Below are 18,018 nucleotides of genomic sequence, written 5' to 3' on the forward strand. Positions count from 1 at the left end.
TTTCAGGCGGCGCTCTGCCTGATCCTTACTTGATTGCGACCAGCCTTCTTGGCTGCATAAAGCGCAGTATCGGCGGATTTCAGCAACCGCTCCACCGGGTCACCAGGGGGCAGGGGCGGGATCGGCGCCGTCAGGCCGATGCTAATGGTGACTGGCACAGGGGCCGAGGTATCGGGCAGAGAAAATGGTGTCTTGCTGATACAGTCGCGCAGGGTTTTAGCCAGATCCATCGCCCCAGCCTGAGAGCTGTCAGGCAGACCTATCATAAACTCCTCTCCCCCGATGCGCGCGACAAAACCCGCCGCGCCAACCGTGCGTTTCATTCGCCTTGCGGCCTCGGTCAAAACCTGGTCGCCGCTGACATGGCCAAAACGGTCGTTGATGGTTTTGAAATGATCCAAGTCTGCCAGCATGACAACAAAACCGTGACCGGTATGCGATGGTTGTCGTGCCATCTGATCCATAGCTTGCATAGCATAGCGACGGTTGTGCAACCCAGTCAGGGGGTCGACCCACGACTCGGCCAGCCCGCGCTTTAATGAGGCGCGCATTTGGTCCATTCGGGCCTTTCGCGTGATCTGGTTATCCAGATGTAGTTGAACCTCTTCGACGTAGAACCCCCCCATACACACGGCGTCAGCGCCACGATCCAGCGCCTCGCTCGCCATTGTTGCATTTTCATCGGCCAAGACGGCGATCAATACGGTACGCCGAGTTGCCCCGCGTGACTTCAGGTCCGCCAACGTATTCAGGCCCGCGGCCGTCGTATCTATTTCGATTAGGATCGCGTCTGGCACTGGCCCTGACAGCAAAGCACGCATGTTCGAAGCTGCATGCGTGCTTAGGCTGTGATGCGATTTCTCGGACAACGCGGATTTCCACAATGTCCCGATCCGGGCGCTTTGGGTCAGTATGGCCACATGGGCCGATTTCGACGGCGTAATCAGCACGGTCGCGGGTTCTGCAAATCCGACTGGATGTGATCCGCCGCCCAGCTGAAGCTCTTGCGTATCTGCGCGCGCGCGCAGCAGGCTGCGAACTCGCGCCAGAAGCAGGGTGTCCTTGAACGGGGTTGCCAACACGTCGTCCAACCCATCCGACAATGCCTGCAACCTTGCCGCCTTGTCGTTCTGCGGCGCGATTGCAACGACCGGTACATCGGCCAGTTCCGGATTGGCCATCACCAGTCTTTTGACGTCCGCAGCCGAGCCATCAGGCAGCGTTTGTGCCACCAGCACCAGATCGGGGCGCGTACGACTTAGCAGCCCGGCCAGCCCCTGCAGCTTTTCGGCCTGAACCACGTGATACCACGCCGCCGTCAGCTGAACTTTTAGCATAATGCGATTGGTCGAAGTCCCGTCGAGGACAAGAATGGTTCCCTGCACGGACATATCTATCACCGTTGATTGCATGCGTTGCCAAAGTGTTTATGAGTCTGGTTAACAAACCCTTTCCAAGTGCATACCCGAGGCCTCTTTATGCCGATCACCGCCCAATCCGCCGAAACGCTTGCCCTGAACGTCCTTGGCTGGCTGGTCGGGAATGACGAATTGCTGCCGATCTTTTTGGGCTCGACGGGTGCAACCACCGAGGATCTGCGGGTTCGCGCATCAGAGTCGGAGTTTCTGAGTTCGGTTCTTGAATTCTTGATGCTTGACGATTCGTGGGTGATCGCCTTTTGTGACGCCAATTCCGTGCCCTATGATCTGCCGGGTCAGGCGCGGGCTGTTTTGTCCGGTGGCGACGTTCACTGGACCTGATTCAATTCACTGACAGGAGCATGTAATGCCCATCGATGCGATCTTGTTCGACAAGGACGGAACACTGTTTGACTTTGCGGACACATGGGGTGGTTTCGGGCGCAGCGTGTTGGAAAAGCTGTCAGATGGCGACCAAAAGCGGGCTGCCGAACTGGGCCAGGCCATAGGGTTTGATCCGGTTTCGGAAGAATATGCTGACGACAGCATCGTGATTGCGGGGACCGTTGAAGAGATCGCCGAAGCCCTTGCACCCTATTTCCCGGATATGCCCAGCGATGAGCTGATCGACATTCTGAACACGGAATCGGCGACGGCGACACAGGCGCCGGCTGTTCCTCTGGTTCCCTTCCTCGATGCTTTGCGGCAGGCGGGTTTAAAACTAGGTGTAGCCACGAACGACGGAGAGATGCCTGCGCTGCAACATCTCGCCTCAGTCGGGATTCGCGACCACTTCGATTTTGTTGCTGGCTACGACAGCGGCCATGGGTTCAAACCCGGACCCGGGCAATTGATTGCATTTGCGACCCATGTTGGTGTCGACCCGTCACGCGTGGCCATGGTGGGGGACAGCCTGCATGATCTGCAGGCCGGGCGTGCAGCGGGAATGACCACAATTGGGGTACTAACCGGGCTGGCCCCGGCCGAGGCACTTGCGCCGATGGCGGATGTCGTGCTGCCGGACATCGGTCACATTCCCGCCTGGTTGGCTGAAAACTGATCCAGCTTCGGCTGAATTCGACTGCCCAAGTAATAAAACCGACAAACCTTGTCGCAGATAGAGCGGCCACTGGGCCGACTTCGGGGCTTGCTTGAAGAAAGCAAGTTCCGGAGGGTTCCAATGGCTGACACACAAACTCGCAAACGGCGCGGAGGGGGACGGGCAGGTGCGGCGGCACGCAGGGGCAGCGCGGTGATCGACCAAATGCCGTGGAATCCGCCGATCAACATCGACAAACCCACCGAACCGTTGGATCAAGCTGGCATCGAAGCGATCCACGAGGGGGCCATGCGCATCCTCGAAGAGATCGGGATCGAGTTCTACAACGAAGAAGCGCTTGGTATCCTGAAAGAGGCGGGCTGTACGATCAATGGCGACAACGTTCGTATGGGTCGTGACTTTGTGATGGAAATGGTGGCCAAAGCGCCATCAAAGTTCACGATCACTCCACGGAATCCTGACAAGACGATTGAGGTTGGTGGCAAAACCCTGCTGTTCGGGAACGTCTCCTCTCCGCCGAACTACTGGGATCTTGAGATCGGCACCAAGGTGGCAGGTAATCGCGAGATGTGCCGGAATCTGCTGAAGCTGACACAGTATTTCAACTGTATCCACTTTGCCGGGGGCTACCCGGTCGAGCCGGTCGATATCCACGCCAGCGTTCGGCATCTGGACGTTCTCTATGACAAGCTGACGCTGACCGACAAGGCAATGCATGCCTATTCGCTGGGCAAAGAACGGGTCGAGGACGTGATGGAAATGGTCCGGATCGCTGGGGGTCACAGCCATGAAGAGTTCGAGGCGACTCCGCGGATGTATACCAACATCAACTCGACCTCGCCGTTGAAACATGATCATCCGATGATTGACGGCTGTTTGCGCCTAGCGCGGCGCGGGCAGGCGATTGTCGTGACGCCGTTCACACTGGCAGGTGCGATGGCGCCAGTCACGATGGCGGGCGCGGTTGCGCAATCTCTGGCCGAGGCATTGTGCGCAATTGCGCTGTTCCAATATGTCCGGCCCGGAATTCCCTGTGTTATCGGGACGTTCACGTCCAACGTTGACATGAAATCTGGCGCACCTGCGTTTGGAACGCCCGAATATATGCGCTCAACCCAGATGACCGGCCAGATGGCACGTTACTATGGTTTGCCGATGCGGTCGTCAGGTGTGTGTGCGGCAAACGTGCCGGATGGGCAATCGGTGTGGGAGACGTCGAACTCACTTTGGGCTGCGGTGCAGTCGGGTAGCAACATGGTGTACCACGCGGCCGGGTGGCTTGAGGGCGGGCTGATTGCTAGCCCCGAAAAATTCATCATGGATTGCGAAATTCTGCAGCAAATCCAGCGATACATGCAGCCCGAGATCACAGCGACAGGCCCGGACGAAATCGCGCTGGATGCAATCAAGGCCGTTGGGAACGATGGCCATTTCTTTGGTATTCAGCACACCCAGGACCGCTACACGACCGCGTTCTATCAGCCGTTCCTAAGCGATTGGAAAAATTACGAAGGCTGGGACGTTGCAGGTGGTATCTGGACGGCCGAGCGCGCCCACCACATGTTCAAGGAAATCGTAACCAGCTTTGAGCCCCCGCCGATAGATGACGGGATTCGTGAAGAGCTGGAGGATTTTGTTGCCCGCCGAAAGGACGAGGGTGGCGCGCCGACGGATTTCTAATGTAACAACAATAACTTCCAGATTGAGACTCTGTCGGATAGTCATCCACGCATCGTGTTTTTTGGGTATTTGTTAAGGATTATCTGAGCAGATTGGGGTGTAACCAATTTGGGGCATCTCATGCATGGTCTGATCAATCGGGCAATACAGTCATTTGTTTGCGCGACCTATGGACAACCCTGCTGGCAGCGGGTGACCGAGGCCGCGGGCCTGGGTTTTTCCGAGTTTGAGGCAATGCTGCTTTATGACGACGCCATGACCGCGCAGGTTTTGGACGCGCTAAGTGCTGACTTGAATCGCCCACGGGCCGAGATACTGGAAGATCTTGGAACCTATTTGGTGTCGCACCCGAATATGGAAGGTTTGCGCCGACTGCTTCGATTCGGCGGTGTGACATATGTCGAGTTTTTGCACTCACTGGATGACCTGTCAGACCGTGCCCGACTAGCGGTTTCGGATCTGCGCCTGCCGATGCTGGAGCTGCAAGAGGTGTCACCAGCAGAGTATCGTCTGCACTGCTATTCTGGCCTGCCGGGCTATTCCAGCGTGATGGTGGGCGTATTGCGGGCCATAGCGGATGACTATGGCGCATTGGCCATGCTGTCGCATGAAGGGGCGCAGGGCGAGGCTGAAGTCATCACAATCGTCCTCGTGGAAAGTGCCTTTGCCGAAGGGCGTCATTTCGATCTTGGGGCGCGCAAGTCATGATGCAAGCCTCTGAACTCTCGGCTCTTTTGGACACGTTGTGCCCCATGTTCGTGATGGTGGACAACAAAGGCAGGATCGTAAACGCGGGACCAACGCTGCAAAAGCTTCGCCCGGACCATCCGATGCGGGGTCGCGGTTTTCTGGACGTTTTTGAACTGGTAAGACCACGAGCAGTGACAACGATTTCCGCGCTGCTGTCTCTGCCCGGTGGCAAGGTGCATCTGAAGTTTCACGACGAACCCCGGACCGCGCTGACGGGGCTGGTCGCTCCTTTGCCAAAGGAGAGCGGGGCAATCATCAACCTGTCCTTCGGGATTTCTATCCTGGACGCTGTTCGTGACTATGCTCTGACCAGCGCGGATTTCTCTGGCACGGATCTGTCGATTGAACTGCTGTATCTGGTTGAGGCGAAAACAGCCGCGATGGAGGCGTCGCGCTCACTGAACCTGCGGCTGCAGGGGGCCATGTTGGCCGCTGAAGAGCAGGCGGTGACAGACATGTTGACCGGGTTGAAAAACCGCCGCGCGATGGACGTGGTCCTTGGCCACCTGATCTCGGGCAATTGCGCCTTTGCGCTTATGCATTTGGACTTGGACTTCTTCAAAAGTGTCAACGACCGCCTTGGCCATGCGGCGGGGGACTTTGTGTTGCAACAGGCTGCGTGCATAATGGAGGAAGAGACCCGAAATGAGGACACGGTCGCTCGGGTCGGTGGTGATGAGTTTGTAATAATTTTTAAAGGTCTGGTCGACGAAAATGTCCTCTCTGACATAGCAGGACGCCTGATCAGTCGGCTATGCCAACCCATGATGTTTCAGGGTGCCCCGTGTAGGATTTCGGCAAGCATCGGAACGGCCTTGTCCACGCAGTTCGGCAATCCGGAAGCGGCAGAGCTGCTGAATGCAGCCGATCAGGCGCTGTACGAGGCAAAGCGGCAGGGACGGTCGCGGCATTGTCTGTTCTCGGAGCTTGCGGCCTATGGGCTGAAATCGGCCAGTTCGTAATAACATCTGATCCCACGCGGTCAGTTATTTAGGCTAATCCTGCGTAAAAGCACGTGTCAGAGTTCTCGCAATATGGCGTTTGATTGGGGGAAGCTCTCCGACAACCGGCATCACGTGCCCATTGAACCGCGCTCGCTCTAGCTCCTGTGGCACGTCCTCCAAAACATGCCCGCCCGTGCAAGCAAAGAAGGGCAGGCACAGAGATTGATCGCCAGCCCCGGTCGCGGCTTCAGCAATGGACGGGGCCTCTTCCACAAACCCGACGCGGATGGATTGGAAGGTCACGCACCCGGCCAATTCCTTAGAAAATTCAATGGCGACAGCTGATGGGTTGCGGCTGCGACCCGATCCGTGTGCAGCCAGAACCAGATCGGTTTTGTCCGCGTCCCACCCCTTGCTCAACAGCGTATCCTGCAACGCGCCCGCAGCCAAAGCGGGGAGTTTAGAGTCAACGCCCAGCGGGTCCAGAATTCGGATATTTCTATCACCCAGACGCTTGGGCAGCGCACGTGTCACGAACCACCCCTTGGCCATGAAAAGGGGATAGATGACAGTGTCGTCGGGCAGTTCATCCAAACGAGCCTCCAGCATTCCAGGCGCAGCAAGTGTAGCTGATTGAACGTTGACGCCATCGCAATACGCATCGACCTCTGCCGCATAGGAAGCTAGCGCCGCTTCAGCAGGGGCCGGGTCCGAGGGTTGGCCGTGGGCGACGATCAGGGCGTGCGGCATTTAGGAGTATCCTGTGGTTTTTCAGTTAGGTGTGTCCGGCTGGTGCAAAGTCAATCCATGGGACGTCACGCTATCCTAATAATGTCAGCCAAAGCCAGACTGTCAGGATCGAGACGCCGGTTCCGACCAGAACGGACGAGGCCGCGACCCGTTTTGCGCGTCCGTACATATTGGCAAAGATGTAAGCATTGAAACCAGGCGCCATCGCTGCCGTCAGCACACCTGAGCGGAACAGGTCCTGTGGCAGGCCAACTGTTGAGCCGAATAGCCAGACAAGACTGGGATGCAGCATCAGTGATATCGCGCCAACAAAGGCGATGGCGCGCAGGTCGCCTTCGGGCCTGTATTTCACCAGCACTCCGCCAAGCGCGAACAGCGCCCCGGGCAGGGCGGCGCGGGTCACAAGGCCCAGGGCTTCGTCCACGACCGCAGGTATGCCAATACCAGACAGGTTCACTGCAAAACCCAGCGCGATGCCAAGGATTAGTGCATTGCGGAACATGGCCGACAAGATGGATTTGACCATGCGGGGACCGCCCTGGCCGCGATTTCGAATAACCTCCATCACCGTGATGCCAACGCCGTAGCAAAAGGGCGAATGGAAGGCGATGATCGCATAGTTGCCGGTCAGGTTTTCGGGGCCGTAGGCGCGTTCGGTGATCGGCAGTCCCAAAAGGACAGAGTTCGAGAACAGGCAGCAAAACCCGATGGCGACGCAATCTTCCCAATCCCGGCCAAAGATAAACCGTGCACCGAACAGACCGGCCGTGAAGCATAATCCAGCCGCTGAGTAGAAGCTGACCAGAAGCCGAGGATCAAAACTGGCACTCAGATCCAGATGCGAGATTGCAAGGAACAGAAGGCATGGGATTGCAAAGCCCTGGGTGAACTTCATCAATCCATCGATGTGAATTTCCTTGAAATACCCCAACCGGGTCGAGGCATAACCTGCTCCGATCACAAGGAAAACCGGTAGAATGACGTCGATCAGACTTTGAAGCATAGCACCGCTTTGCAGGCTGGGCCGACGCAGGATTGCTGCGTCTCAGGTCGGTTGCGTGGGGTCTTAGAGCGCCTGATGGATCACCATTCCGTCATAGGCAGGGGTGATGTTGTCGGCGGTTTCCGCGTCAACCGTGGCATAGTCCAGATCGATATGCATGTTGGTCAGGACCGCGCGCTTGGGGTTCAGTTGTTCGATCCAGCCCAGCGTCCTTTCCAGATGTGCATGGGTCGGGTGAGGTTTCCGACGCAGCGCGTCGATGACCAGGCAATCCAACCCTTCCATCATCAGCCAGGCCTCTTCGTAGATTTCCGCCACATCCGGCAGGTACGCCAAGTTACCCATCCGGAAACCAAGCGAGTCGATCGAGCCGTGGTTGACCTTGAATGGATGGAACGGAATCGGGCCGCCGGGGCCGTCTACCTCGAACGGGCCGTCGATGGACTTCAGGTCAAGGATTGGCGGATAGGGCGAGCCTTCGGGCTGGACAAAGGCGTAACCGAACCGTCCCAGCAAGGCGTTTTGCGTGTCGCCATCGGCCCACACGGGCACTCGTTCGCGCATGTTAAACACGATCATACGCAGGTCATCGATGCCGTGAACATGATCCGCGTGCGAATGGGTGTAGATCACGCCATCCAGCCGCCCGGTCCCGCTGTCGAGCAATTGGCTACGCATGTCGGGGGTGGTGTCAATCAGCACCGAGGTTGTACCGTCCGGCCCGTCCCGTTCCACCAGCATTGAACAGCGGCGACGGATGTTTTTGGGGTTCTTGGGGTCGCAATCGCCCCAATGCCCGCCCAGCCGGGGGACGCCGCCGGATGATCCGCAGCCAAGGATGGTGCATCGCAATTCGGTCATGCAGCCGCCTTGTAGGTCGCTGCTTTGGTGAACAACCGGTCAAAATTTGCCTGCGTTTGGGCAGCAAAATCGACGTAGTCCATCCCAAACACCTCGGCCCCCTTGCGCGCTATGTGGGCGGTATAGGCGGGCTCGTTCCGCTTGCCGCGATACGGGGGTGGGGCCAGGTATGGCGCGTCGGTTTCAACAAGGATGCGGTCGACTGGGGCGCTGGCAAAGATGTCGCGCAGCTCCTGGCTTTTGGGGAATGCTGTGATGCCGGACATCGACAAATAGAACCCCAGCTCAAGGGCGGCTTTGGCCAGTTCGGCAGAGGACGAAAAGCAATGCATCACGCAGGAATAGGGCGCGTTGCGGTGTTCCTCAGCCAGAATGCGGGCCATGTCGTCATCGGCGGCACGGGCGTGGATGATCAGGGGCAGACCGGTGCGTTGGGCGGCCTCGATATGAACCCGCAAGGATTGCTTCTGCACCTCTGCGCTGTCAGCGGTATAGTGATAGTCCAGCCCGGTTTCGCCGATACCTACAAATTTGGGGTGCCGGGACAAGGCGACGAGTTCATCGACCGATGCCATCGGCTCATCAGCGGCGCTCATCGGGTGGGTACCGGCAGCGTAGAAGACCGGCGCGTGGGTCTCGGCGATGGCGCGGACGGTTGGTTCGTTCCGCAAGCGGGTGCAAATTGTTACCATGCGGGTCACGCCAGCCACGGCGGCATTGGCCACGATCTGATCTAGCTGACCTTCGAAATCGGGGAAGTCCAGATGGCAATGGCTGTCGGTGATTTCGGGCGTATTGCTCATCTGCTCTGACCGGCGGTTTCTTGTATCTTGAACACCGTATCTAGGACCAGAGCGGCAGGGTCAAGGTTCACCGCCTGCCCATGACGCGCGCGTGCGGTGATCACTGCAGCGACCTCTGCCCATTTGCGGGCCTGCTGCGGTGAGGCAGACAGGCGGGCAAGGGTTTCTGCCTCGTTCGGAGCGGCTTCGGGCATCGGGGCCGCGCCGGTTGCACCGGTCAGCGCAAGCCGGGACAGGGCGACGTCGATCAACGTCAGTAACAGATCAAACCGCTCGGACGCGCCACGTTGGGCAGCAGCCTCGGCCAAGGCCAGCGCGCGCTGACGGTCCATTCGGGGCAGGGTACCCAGAATGGCAATCAGCTCGGCGTAGATTTCCAGCCCGCCCAGATTGATCAGGCGCACCGCATCACCCACGGACCCGGCAGCCAGTGCAGCCAAATGATCCGCCTTTCCCGGCATTTCTGTGCCGGTCTGCATCAGCGCGGCTTCCATATCCTCAGATCCCAGCGGAGACAGGCGCAGTGTCCGGCACCGCGACCGGATTGTCGGCAGCAGGCGCGACGGCTGGTGCGAGATCAGCAGCAGTGTGGTACGGGCCGGAGGTTCTTCAAGCATTTTCAGCAACGCGTTGGCCGCGCTGACGTTCATCTCATCTGCGGCATCCACGATCACAACGCGACGTCCACCGTCAGTTGAGGAGAGGCCGAAGAACTTGCCAAGCTTGCGGATATCATCAACCACAATCTCACTACGCAACCGCCCCTGATCATTCAGAGATCTGGTAATTGCCGCCAAGCCGGGCTCGGCCCCAGCCTGAATACGGTGCGCGGCGGGGTGTTCCGGATCGATCTCAAGGCTATCGGGCGGTGGCGGTGCGCCAAACAGCCCATCCTCCTCGGTCGGAGGTGTTGCCAGCAGAAACCGTGCGATCCGCCAGGCCAGCGTCGCCTTGCCAACGCCACGTGGACCGGTAATCAACCAGCCGTGGTGCAGACGTTCCGAGGTATAGGCGCTCAGAAAAGCCTGTTCCGCCGCGTCCTGACCAAACAGGCGCAGTGTCTCGCGCGGGTGTGGGGCACCGGGTGCCTGATCCGGGGTTGGGGTGTCGTTGCTCATCTATCGTCTATCGCAAAGCTTGCAGAACGATATCTGTCACATCCTGTGCAACACTGTCCATGTCCCGGTTGCCATCAACCACGCGGAAACGGTCGGAATACTCATCCGCAAGGGCCAGAAACCCCGCACGCATCTGCTGCTGCAGATCCAGACCGAAATCTTCGAACCGTTCTTCTGTTCCCTGACGCCCCTTGGCGCGGGACAGCCCGGTTTCGGGATCCATGTCAATCAAAATGGTCATGTCGGGTTCGCGCCCGATCATCAGGTCGTGCAATTGATCGACCAATCCCCGCAGATCGCCGCGCGACAGGCCCTGATACATCCGGGTGCTGTCAGCGAAGCGGTCGCAGATCACAACTTTGCCTTCGGCCAGCGCGGGCCTGATCGTGCGTTCCAGATGATCACGGCGCGCAGCAGTGAACAGCAGAATTTCCGTTTCCGCTGACCAGCGATCCGGGTCGCCTTCCAGAACGAGGCTTCGGATTTCTTCAGCGCCTGCGGACCCTCCGGGTTCGCGGGTCAGAACCACATCGTGACCGAGGCCGCGCAAATGATCTGCAAGCATGCGCGCTTGTGATGATTTCCCGGACCCGTCAATGCCTTCGAAGGTCAGAAACAACCCAGCCTTCGTCACATTGCCTCCAGCGGATTGCCGATCACGTCTTCCAGAACAATACCGCCTACGGTTTTCATGCGCACGACAAACCCGCCCACAGGCACATCTTTGGCCGCGAACAGTGGGCGGCGGATTTCCGGCAAGCCTTCTGGTGTGATCACCAGCTCAGCCAGTTTCTGCCCCTTTTCCACAGGCGCGTTGATCGGACCTTCGTAGACGACCTCAGCTTTGACGTCCTTGTCATTGAGAACTGGGAACAACAAGGTCAGATCACCTTCGGGCACCAGCCCAACAGTTTTTTCGGCGCCCATCCAAATCTGGGCTTCGGCTATCGGCGTTTCGGCGTCGGCAATGGTCCTCTCGACAAAATTGCGAAACGACCAGTTAACCACGGCCTCAGCCTCCTCTGCGCGACGGGCGGTGCTATCGAGGCCGGTCAGGACAAAGACAACCCGACGGTCGCCTTGCTTGGCCGAGCCGACAAGGCCGTAACCCGCCTCTTGCGTGTGCCCGGTTTTCAGGCCGTCGGCTCCGATCCCCAGTTTCAGCAGCGGATTGCGGTTACGTTTGTTAGACGGCGCACGGCCATCAAACTCAAACTCTTCTTCTGCGAACAGTGGGTAGTATTCGGGGAAGTCGCTGATCAGTCGGTTGGCCAATACGGCAAGGTCATGGACCGACATCATGTGGCCCGCCGCCGGCCATCCGTTCGAGTTGGCGAAGTTCGAGTTGTCCATGCCCATCTGCTTGGCGCGCTGTGTCATGTAGCGGGCAAACCCGGCCTCGGTCCCATCGGGGCTTAGCGCCTCGGCAATCACCACGCATGCGTCGTTACCAGACAATACGATGATGCCACGCAGCAGATCCTCGACGCTGACACGATCCTGCGTGTTCAGGAACATGGTCGACCCACCATAGCTCATGGCGTGTTCCGACACGGGCAAGGTTTCCCCCAGGGTCAGGCGGCCATCGCGCAGCGCCTCAAACGCGACGTAGAGCGTCATCAGTTTGGACATCGACGCAGGCGGCAGGGGCTGGTCGGCTTCTTTTGACAGCAGAACCGTTCCGGTCGTCTGATCGATCACATAGGCCGCGCGGGCGGTTGTGTCGAAAGCGTGTGCGGGCAGGGCAATCAGCGCCAGCCCGAGGGTCAAAACAGATGATCGCAGTGAGGACAGCATGGGGGCCTCCTTTGTTTCAGTTTTTGACGGTGAACGCGTCGTTAAAGCCCAGGTCTTTGACATCGCGTTGCATGGCATTGCGTTCCGAACGCGACGTTGCTGGGCCGACCAGGACCCTCCAGACCGTTTTGCCGTCCGAGGTCAGTTCTCGCACTTCGGCAGGCATTCCGTTGCGGCGGATCTTGTTGGCAGCGCTATTGGCGTTGGTTTCAACCCCGAAAGTGCCGACCTGAACAAACGGCTTTGACAAAGACGACACCGTGGCCGCGGTGGCTACCGATGCGTCGGCGGTTGTGGCAGAGGGGGTGTTGACCGGTGTCGGTTCGGCTGCGTCAATCGCCGCAGCCGCGCCCGCGATCGGATCCAGCGGCGTTTCGGTGATTTCATCGGGCTTCTTCTTTTGCCACCATTTACGTTTGGCTGGTTGTTCAGTCGGCGGGGTAACCTCAGGGTCCACCAGTGAAGCCGATGCTGCTTCTGCGGTCGTTTCTACCACCTCAGTCGCTGTGTCGGTCGCCGTATCGGTTGCGGCATCAACGGCCACGGCCGCCTCGGCAGGTTTTTTGCGCTGCCACCATTTGGGCTTGGCCGGTTTTTCAGTCTCTGTGACGTTTTCGACTGCCTCGGTGGCTATTTCCGCCGCTGTGTCGGTTGCCGTGTCGGTCGCGGCATCTGTGGCTACAGCAGCCGCAGTCGCGGCACCGGCCGCTGCAGCAGGTTTTTTGCGTTGCCACCACTTGAGCTTAGCTGGCTGTTCAGCTTCCGCGGCCTCATTTTCGGCGATGACGGTCTTGGACTCATCCGCTGCTGCGGTTTGCGTTTCTTCGACAGGGGTTTCTTCGGCTGCGGGCTTTTCTTCGACCGGCTCAGGTTTCGGTTCGGGCGCTTTGCGACGCAGGGCGACGACATCAACATTTGTAGGTGCACCAGCCAGAATACCCAGCTTTTCGGCCGCAGCAGAGGAAAGCTGCAGTTCGGGTCCCGGCAGGTTTCGCTCGCGGCGGAATAGCGCGGCAGTGACCGTTTTGTTGTTCTTGGGATTTTTGACGCGCACACGTTCGGGCTGTGTCACATCCGGGTGGGCAATCCAAATGCCCCCCAATGACGGGCGGCCGTCCCATAAGCCTGCCTCAGACAGCTGAAACACCTCAGGGGCTTCGACATCATCTTTCGGGCTGCCGTCAGGAATGGGGAAAAGGTCGGTCCGGCCGTCTGCTTGGGTATCAGAACTTTGGCTATCTGCTGAGACATTGTCGGGGGAAAGCACCTCATCGCAACCAGCCAAAACCACGGACATAACGGCCAAAGCCGCTAACGCTCGCGGATGTGCGCGTGTCTCTGTCGCTCGCTTCATCTTGTCATCCCTTGCCTGATTGGGCCTCGTTTCCCGAGACCCGCTGCCGATTGCTGGTTCTGTATTGCCAGCCTGCTTCGGTCTTTCCTGCGGATCATAACGCGGCCAATGTGTCATGGAAAGACCGCAGCAGGCGCTTCGGCAAGAATTCCCTATTTGGTCTTGCCACCGGTTCGCTATGGCCTTAGACCCGGCCCCACGCGGGGAGGTGGCAGAGTGGTCGAATGCGGCGGTCTTGAAAACCGTTGAACGTGAGAGCGTTCCCAGGGTTCGAATCCCTGTCTCCCCGCCACTCATACCTGTCTCACTTCAGTTGTGTTTTCTGACCCGGAATTGTTCCGCAATTCCCGCGAGTTGGCCCGTGCGCATTCAATCAGAGACGGAGCAGATCGTACACTCAGAGCGTAATTCCGGCCGCAGTCTCAGTGCCGCATTTTGGCGGGGTCGCTTTGGGCTGGATTTCCCTGATAACCTGCAATTTACAGGGAATTTCTGCAAAACAGGTCTGAGTTCCGTCATTTCACCTGTCGGAACTGCATGTTTTTCAGAGGTTTATGTTGCAAATTCCCTAAAAAGTGGAACAGGGAATTTTCTCGCGGGAACAGGGAATTGTTCCGCCGGATCAGGGAGGGCGAACCCTGCATCAGGGACGCAGGATCTCGCGCTATCAAAAGCCGAACAGGCGTTCCTGTTCAGCCCAGTCAAGTGGGTGGGGCACGCTGACCAGACGCTTGAGTGTAAGTTCGGGTGGCTGGGTGCCGTCGAGAATCGCGGCCTGAATCTTCGGTGAGAGAAAGGCGAGCTGGGCGCGGGTGCGGATGAAGGCGCCAGGGACGCTTTCGCGGCGCGCAATTTCCATTAGCTGAACTCCGGCTTTCAGATCGCGCGCCCAGCCATGGGCGCGGATCAGCATGGACCTGAGGTGGGGATCGGGTTGGGGTGTCATGTCTCCAGCGATGACCTTGGCCTCGGCGCCGCGGCGGCGCAGATCGAAAGACGCGGTGATGTGTGTGAGATCAGTGTGCATAAGATCTGCAGCGATGCCCAGTAAGATTGCCAGGGTTTCGGGGTTCAGTTCGAGGTCGATCTGTCCTCGTGCAATTCCACCGCGGGCCAGAATATCAACGCCGACCTGACCGCCTTGGCCTTGGAGCCGGGTCACCAAATCGGCAACTGAAGTCTGAACTGCCTCGGCTGACCCGGCCTCCGGCTGCGCCAGTATCTGGTGCGCGGCGGCGGCGTCTTGCAGATGTCTGACGATGACATCAATGACCGCGTTTTCCAGCGCCGGGCCGGGCAGTCGCCAGCCGGAAGTATCCTTGCCGCCCGAGATCAGTCTGTTGGAGACATAGTAGCGCAACCGTCGGCCTTTGCGCGTGGTGTGGGTCGGCGTCAACCGATCACCAGTTTCGTCCTGCAGCAGACCGGTGAGCCAGGCGCCGGGGTCATTGGAATGTTGGCGCGTATCGGAGCCGCCGCGTGCCCGAGAACGATTGGAGGCCTGCCGCATCTTCTCTTGCACCCGGTCCCAATCGCCTTGGTCGATGATCGCCGGGTGTTGCCCGTCCCAGATCTTATCCTTGTGGCGAATTTTTCCGAGATAAACCGGGTTGCGCAGCAGGTAATAGATTTGACCCCGTGACAGTGGACAATCCCCTTTTATGCTTCCATCCGCCCGAACAACCCGCTTCGACCGCAGGTTGTCTGCTGTTGCCCGTTCTTCTACTTTGCGCAGGCATCCCAGCCCGCCATAAAGCCCAAAGAGATGCCGGACCGTTCTGGCCTCCTCCTCATTCACCACCAGCGTTCTTGCTTTTGGATCGGGGTGGCGGTCATAGCCGAGAGGCAGGTTGCCACCCATCCAAAGCCCCTTTTTCTTAGACGCTGCAATCTTGTCACGAATACGTTCGGCGGTGACTTCCCGTTCAAACTGAGCAAAGGACAGCAGTACATTCAGGGTCAACCGACCCATGGAGGAAGAGGTGTTGAATGCTTGTGTGACCGACACAAAAGAACAGTTCGCCTGTTCCAGCCGGTCGACCAGCTTGGAGAAGTCGGCGAGCGATCGGGTCAGCCGGTCGATCTTGTAGACCACAACCATGTCGATGCGCCCTGCATCGATCTCTTCAAGAAGGCGCTGAAGTGCAGGGCGCTCTAGGGTGCCGCCCGACAGGCCACCGTCATCGTAGCGCTCGGCCAACAGGGTCCAGCCTTCATGTCGCTGGCTGGCGACATAGGCTGCGCAGGCCTCATACTGCGCATCCAGCGAATTGAAACCCTGGTCCAGCCCATCTTCTGAGGACTTGCGCGTGTAGATCGCGCATCTGATTTTGCGGCGCGGGCTCATTTGGCCCCCTTGCCGGTGAGTCCGAAAAAACGCGGCCCCGACCAATGCGCGCCGGTAATCTCTCGGGCGATGGCCGAGAGCGAGCGATAGGACCGACTGTTCCAACTGAAGCCGTCTTCTGTCACATCGACAACATGGGTCACGCGATTCCACTCGCGCAACAGGCGTCCGCCGGGCTTTAGGGCAGGGCATGTGGGCCGGAGCTTCTTCTCAAAGCCCTTTTCCAGCGTGGCTTTGACCTGCCGGGGTAGCCCGCCATGACAGCGGGACTGCATCTCAAAAGCGATAAAACGGCGCAGGAAGGGTTGGCTGAGCATGGCGGGCGCCGGTTGATCAAACAGTTGCTCCCAAAGCGTGACCAGATCCGATCGACCCATGGCGGCAAGATCGGCGACATCGCTCGTCTTGGTCATGGCTCGCCGCCTTTGTTTGCTGTGAGGTGATATGCGGAAAAACCATGTGACTTGTCGGATTCGCGCCGTTCGATTGTGACGCCTTTTTTCCGCAGACCGCTTATAGCTGCTCGGACCGAATGAGGCTGCCACCCCGTTGCTTTGCAGAGCGCCTCAAGGCTGGCGCCGCTCGGGCGACGCAACAAGGCTTGCACCTTGTCGATTTTGGTTTGTTTGGATTTGGACATGTATTGTCTCCTCTGATCCGGGGCTGGCGGAATGCCGAACCCTGGTACTGAGGAGCGCCCGAATGGCTCGGGCGTGGGTTCAGTGATGCGTGGTTCACAGCAACAGTCCAGCGCTTTCTGGGGCGAGCTCTGGAGGGGTGTGTTTTGCAGGGCGTTGCTGCCGTACCCCCGATTATTCGTCAACAATCTTAATCGGTTACTTTTTGTTTGGGGGTTGCGTCTCGTAGTGATGGCGCCTACATTCAACCCAATCGCCCGGACTATCAGGGCGGGAAACTGCTCCCGCAGGCAGCACTCATTGGAAACACAGGTTTCCGCAGAGAGCATTCAAAGGAGCAACGTCTCGGATCGATAGGTCCGGGGAGTTGCGATTTGTGCTCTCTCCGATTTTCCAACGCGATCCCTCCATCTCGGCGTCCATATGGCGCCAAGCAAAAGGGGGCGAATATGCCTGCCAAGAAACCACAGAGCGACGCCACGGCGTCCAATGCGCCGATCTGGATGGCGGAAAAAGTTATCCAATCCCAGATCAGCCAGATCAAGCCCTACGCCAACAACAACCGCGTGCACGCGGCCAAGAATATTGACAAGCTGAAAGCTTCGGTGGCCCAGTTTGGGTTCGTCACCCCGATCCTGTTGGATGCTAGCGGTACTATTATTGCGGGCCATGGCCGCTATGAAGCCGCCAAGGCCCTGGGGTTGATGTCCGTTCCGACTGTTGTCGCGGGTCACCTGTCAGATGCAGAAGTTCGTGCTTTGCGCATCGCGGATAACAAGCTGGCGGAACTGTCGGACTGGAACGAAGCGGCGCTGCAGATCGAATTTGCCGAGCTGACGGACCTCAGCCTTGATGGTGAACTGGACTTTGATCTGGATATCACCGGGTTCGAGGCACCGGAGATCGACATCCTCATCGATAGTACGGGCGAGGCCACGGAGACGGAAGCGGAGACTGTAGAGGCCCCGGACCCTACGGCACCCGTAATCACGCAGCCGGGCGATCTTTGGGTTCTTGGAGATCATCGCATCTTCTGCGGGGATGCCTTGCAAGCGCATAGCTACGACACATTGCTGGATGGCGAGAGCCCGCAGATGGTCTTCACCGATCCTCCTTACAACGTACCGGTCAATGGGCATGTCCGCAGTGGCGCCAGTGGCGATCACCGCGAGTTTGCCATGGCGTCCGGAGAAATGTCGGACAGCGAGTTCCGTGGCTTTCTCTCGGACGTGATCAACCGGCTGATTGTATATCTGCCGGACGGAGGTATCGTGATGATCTGTATGGACTGGCGTCACATCGAAGAACTGATTGCGGCGGGCAAAGCAGGTGGATTGGACCTCATCAATCTCTGCGTCTGGAACAAGACGAACGGAGGCATGGGCAGCCTTTACCGATCTAAGCACGAGCTGGTTTGCATCTTTAAGAAGCCCGGTGCGCCGCATATCAACAATGTCGAACTGGGCAAACACGGGCGCAATCGAGCCAATGTTTG

18 protein-coding genes and 1 tRNA gene are annotated in these 18,018 nt (G+C 58.6%); 7 read left to right on the forward strand and 12 right to left on the reverse strand.

Features of this window, described 5'->3' with window-relative positions; translation table 11 throughout:
* Positions 1-2 precede the first annotated feature (2 nt).
* Positions 3-1,391, reverse strand: a complete 1,389-nt coding sequence (locus tag AC2FI9_RS12715) for a diguanylate cyclase (protein ID WP_496768073.1) — start codon at positions 1,389-1,391, stop codon at positions 3-5.
* 87 nt (positions 1,392-1,478) lie between these two features.
* On the opposite strand from AC2FI9_RS12715, the gene AC2FI9_RS12720 reads away from it, so the two are divergent.
* The 5 genes from AC2FI9_RS12720 (at position 1,479) to AC2FI9_RS12740 (ending at position 5,870) form a co-directional block, all read left to right on the forward strand.
* Complete coding sequence (locus tag AC2FI9_RS12720) at positions 1,479-1,760, forward strand: DUF3572 domain-containing protein (protein WP_496768075.1); 282 nt, start codon at positions 1,479-1,481, stop codon at positions 1,758-1,760.
* A 25-nt stretch (positions 1,761-1,785) separates the two neighbouring features.
* The gene (locus AC2FI9_RS12725; protein ID WP_496768078.1) at positions 1,786-2,478 is read left to right on the forward strand and encodes an HAD family hydrolase; all 693 of its coding nucleotides are present in this window, start codon (positions 1,786-1,788) and stop codon (positions 2,476-2,478) included.
* Positions 2,479-2,598: 120 nt separating this feature from the next.
* The gene (locus AC2FI9_RS12730; RefSeq protein WP_496737975.1) at positions 2,599-4,158 is read left to right on the forward strand and encodes a trimethylamine methyltransferase family protein; all 1,560 of its coding nucleotides are present in this window, start codon (positions 2,599-2,601) and stop codon (positions 4,156-4,158) included.
* A 120-nt stretch (positions 4,159-4,278) separates the two neighbouring features.
* Entirely contained in the window at positions 4,279-4,866 is a 588-nt protein-coding gene (locus tag AC2FI9_RS12735) for a heme NO-binding domain-containing protein (RefSeq protein ID WP_496724526.1), read from the forward strand.
* A complete protein-coding gene (locus tag AC2FI9_RS12740; protein WP_496768080.1) occupies positions 4,863-5,870 on the forward strand; it encodes a diguanylate cyclase domain-containing protein in 1,008 nt (335 codons plus the stop codon). The genes AC2FI9_RS12735 and AC2FI9_RS12740 overlap by 4 nt, the downstream gene beginning before the upstream one ends.
* Before the next feature lie 33 nt (positions 5,871-5,903).
* Here AC2FI9_RS12740 and AC2FI9_RS12745 read toward each other — a convergent pair whose 3' ends face one another.
* From AC2FI9_RS12745 to AC2FI9_RS12780, 8 genes are all read right to left on the reverse strand, one after another.
* Entirely contained in the window at positions 5,904-6,602 is a 699-nt protein-coding gene (locus AC2FI9_RS12745) for a CbiX/SirB N-terminal domain-containing protein (protein WP_496768082.1), read from the reverse strand.
* A gap of 70 nt (positions 6,603-6,672) precedes the next feature.
* Positions 6,673-7,605: an AEC family transporter gene (locus AC2FI9_RS12750; RefSeq protein WP_496768084.1), complete on the reverse strand. Its 933-nt coding sequence runs from the start codon at positions 7,603-7,605 to the stop codon at positions 6,673-6,675.
* Between the two features lie 63 nt (positions 7,606-7,668).
* Positions 7,669-8,466, reverse strand: coding sequence for an MBL fold metallo-hydrolase (locus tag AC2FI9_RS12755; RefSeq protein WP_496768088.1), 798 nt, complete (start codon positions 8,464-8,466; stop codon positions 7,669-7,671).
* Positions 8,463-9,269 (reverse strand): TatD family hydrolase, encoded by an 807-nt coding sequence (locus AC2FI9_RS12760; protein ID WP_496768090.1) that lies wholly within the window; start codon positions 9,267-9,269, stop codon positions 8,463-8,465. Before AC2FI9_RS12760 ends, AC2FI9_RS12755 begins: the two co-directional genes overlap by 4 nt.
* Entirely contained in the window at positions 9,266-10,387 is a 1,122-nt protein-coding gene (locus AC2FI9_RS12765; RefSeq protein ID WP_496768092.1) for a DNA polymerase III subunit delta', read from the reverse strand. Before AC2FI9_RS12765 ends, AC2FI9_RS12760 begins: the two co-directional genes overlap by 4 nt.
* A 7-nt stretch (positions 10,388-10,394) precedes the next feature.
* On the reverse strand, positions 10,395-11,021 hold the full coding sequence (tmk, locus tag AC2FI9_RS12770; protein WP_496768093.1) for a dTMP kinase: 627 nt from the start codon (positions 11,019-11,021) through the stop codon (positions 10,395-10,397).
* Complete coding sequence (locus AC2FI9_RS12775; RefSeq protein WP_496768095.1) at positions 11,018-12,184, reverse strand: D-alanyl-D-alanine carboxypeptidase family protein; 1,167 nt, start codon at positions 12,182-12,184, stop codon at positions 11,018-11,020. Before AC2FI9_RS12775 ends, tmk begins: the two co-directional genes overlap by 4 nt.
* 16 nt (positions 12,185-12,200) lie before the next feature.
* The gene (locus AC2FI9_RS12780) at positions 12,201-13,538 is read right to left on the reverse strand and encodes an SPOR domain-containing protein (protein WP_496768097.1); all 1,338 of its coding nucleotides are present in this window, start codon (positions 13,536-13,538) and stop codon (positions 12,201-12,203) included.
* 202 nt (positions 13,539-13,740) lie between these two features.
* Here AC2FI9_RS12780 and AC2FI9_RS12785 point away from each other — a divergent pair.
* Positions 13,741-13,830 (forward strand) — tRNA-Ser (locus tag AC2FI9_RS12785).
* Between the two features lie 375 nt (positions 13,831-14,205).
* On the opposite strand, the gene AC2FI9_RS12790 is transcribed toward AC2FI9_RS12785, so the two are convergent.
* From AC2FI9_RS12790 to AC2FI9_RS12800, 3 genes are read right to left on the reverse strand one after another with little or no spacing between them, the layout of a single operon-like run.
* The gene (locus AC2FI9_RS12790; protein WP_496695671.1) at positions 14,206-15,885 is read right to left on the reverse strand and encodes a recombinase family protein; all 1,680 of its coding nucleotides are present in this window, start codon (positions 15,883-15,885) and stop codon (positions 14,206-14,208) included.
* Entirely contained in the window at positions 15,882-16,298 is a 417-nt protein-coding gene (locus tag AC2FI9_RS12795; protein WP_496695669.1) for a DUF2924 domain-containing protein, read from the reverse strand. The genes AC2FI9_RS12790 and AC2FI9_RS12795 overlap by 4 nt, the downstream gene beginning before the upstream one ends.
* Positions 16,295-16,525 (reverse strand): DUF3489 domain-containing protein, encoded by a 231-nt coding sequence (locus AC2FI9_RS12800; RefSeq protein ID WP_496695667.1) that lies wholly within the window; start codon positions 16,523-16,525, stop codon positions 16,295-16,297. The genes AC2FI9_RS12795 and AC2FI9_RS12800 overlap by 4 nt, the downstream gene beginning before the upstream one ends.
* A gap of 447 nt (positions 16,526-16,972) precedes the next feature.
* On the opposite strand from AC2FI9_RS12800, the gene AC2FI9_RS12805 reads away from it, so the two are divergent.
* The coding region (locus AC2FI9_RS12805; RefSeq protein ID WP_496768099.1) for a site-specific DNA-methyltransferase at positions 16,973-18,018 on the forward strand (1,046 nt) is incomplete at its 3' end.

It is taken from the genome of Ruegeria sp. CDSA246, from assembly GCF_059611225.1.

Bases quoted from the DNA above. Each gene is read 5' to 3' on its own strand.
- AC2FI9_RS12795 (WP_496695669.1), bottom strand. From the start codon at position 16,298: ATGACCAAGACGAGCGATGTCGCCGATCTTGCCGCCATGGGTCGATCG.
- AC2FI9_RS12725 (WP_496768078.1), top strand. From the start codon at position 1,786: ATGCCCATCGATGCGATCTTGTTCGACAAGGACGGAACACTGTTTGAC.
- AC2FI9_RS12715 (WP_496768073.1), bottom strand. From the start codon at position 1,391: ATGTCCGTGCAGGGAACCATTCTTGTCCTCGACGGGACTTCGACCAAT.
- AC2FI9_RS12755 (WP_496768088.1), bottom strand. From the start codon at position 8,466: ATGACCGAATTGCGATGCACCATCCTTGGCTGCGGATCATCCGGCGGC.
- AC2FI9_RS12775 (WP_496768095.1), bottom strand. From the start codon at position 12,184: ATGCTGTCCTCACTGCGATCATCTGTTTTGACCCTCGGGCTGGCGCTG.
- AC2FI9_RS12780 (WP_496768097.1), bottom strand. From the start codon at position 13,538: ATGAAGCGAGCGACAGAGACACGCGCACATCCGCGAGCGTTAGCGGCT.
- AC2FI9_RS12790 (WP_496695671.1), bottom strand. From the start codon at position 15,885: ATGAGCCCGCGCCGCAAAATCAGATGCGCGATCTACACGCGCAAGTCC.
- AC2FI9_RS12730 (WP_496737975.1), top strand. From the start codon at position 2,599: ATGGCTGACACACAAACTCGCAAACGGCGCGGAGGGGGACGGGCAGGT.
- AC2FI9_RS12745 (WP_496768082.1), bottom strand. From the start codon at position 6,602: ATGCCGCACGCCCTGATCGTCGCCCACGGCCAACCCTCGGACCCGGCC.
- AC2FI9_RS12765 (WP_496768092.1), bottom strand. From the start codon at position 10,387: ATGAGCAACGACACCCCAACCCCGGATCAGGCACCCGGTGCCCCACAC.
- AC2FI9_RS12720 (WP_496768075.1), top strand. From the start codon at position 1,479: ATGCCGATCACCGCCCAATCCGCCGAAACGCTTGCCCTGAACGTCCTT.
- AC2FI9_RS12750 (WP_496768084.1), bottom strand. From the start codon at position 7,605: ATGCTTCAAAGTCTGATCGACGTCATTCTACCGGTTTTCCTTGTGATC.
- AC2FI9_RS12740 (WP_496768080.1), top strand. From the start codon at position 4,863: ATGATGCAAGCCTCTGAACTCTCGGCTCTTTTGGACACGTTGTGCCCC.
- AC2FI9_RS12760 (WP_496768090.1), bottom strand. From the start codon at position 9,269: ATGAGCAATACGCCCGAAATCACCGACAGCCATTGCCATCTGGACTTC.
- AC2FI9_RS12800 (WP_496695667.1), bottom strand. From the start codon at position 16,525: ATGTCCAAATCCAAACAAACCAAAATCGACAAGGTGCAAGCCTTGTTG.
- AC2FI9_RS12735 (WP_496724526.1), top strand. From the start codon at position 4,279: ATGCATGGTCTGATCAATCGGGCAATACAGTCATTTGTTTGCGCGACC.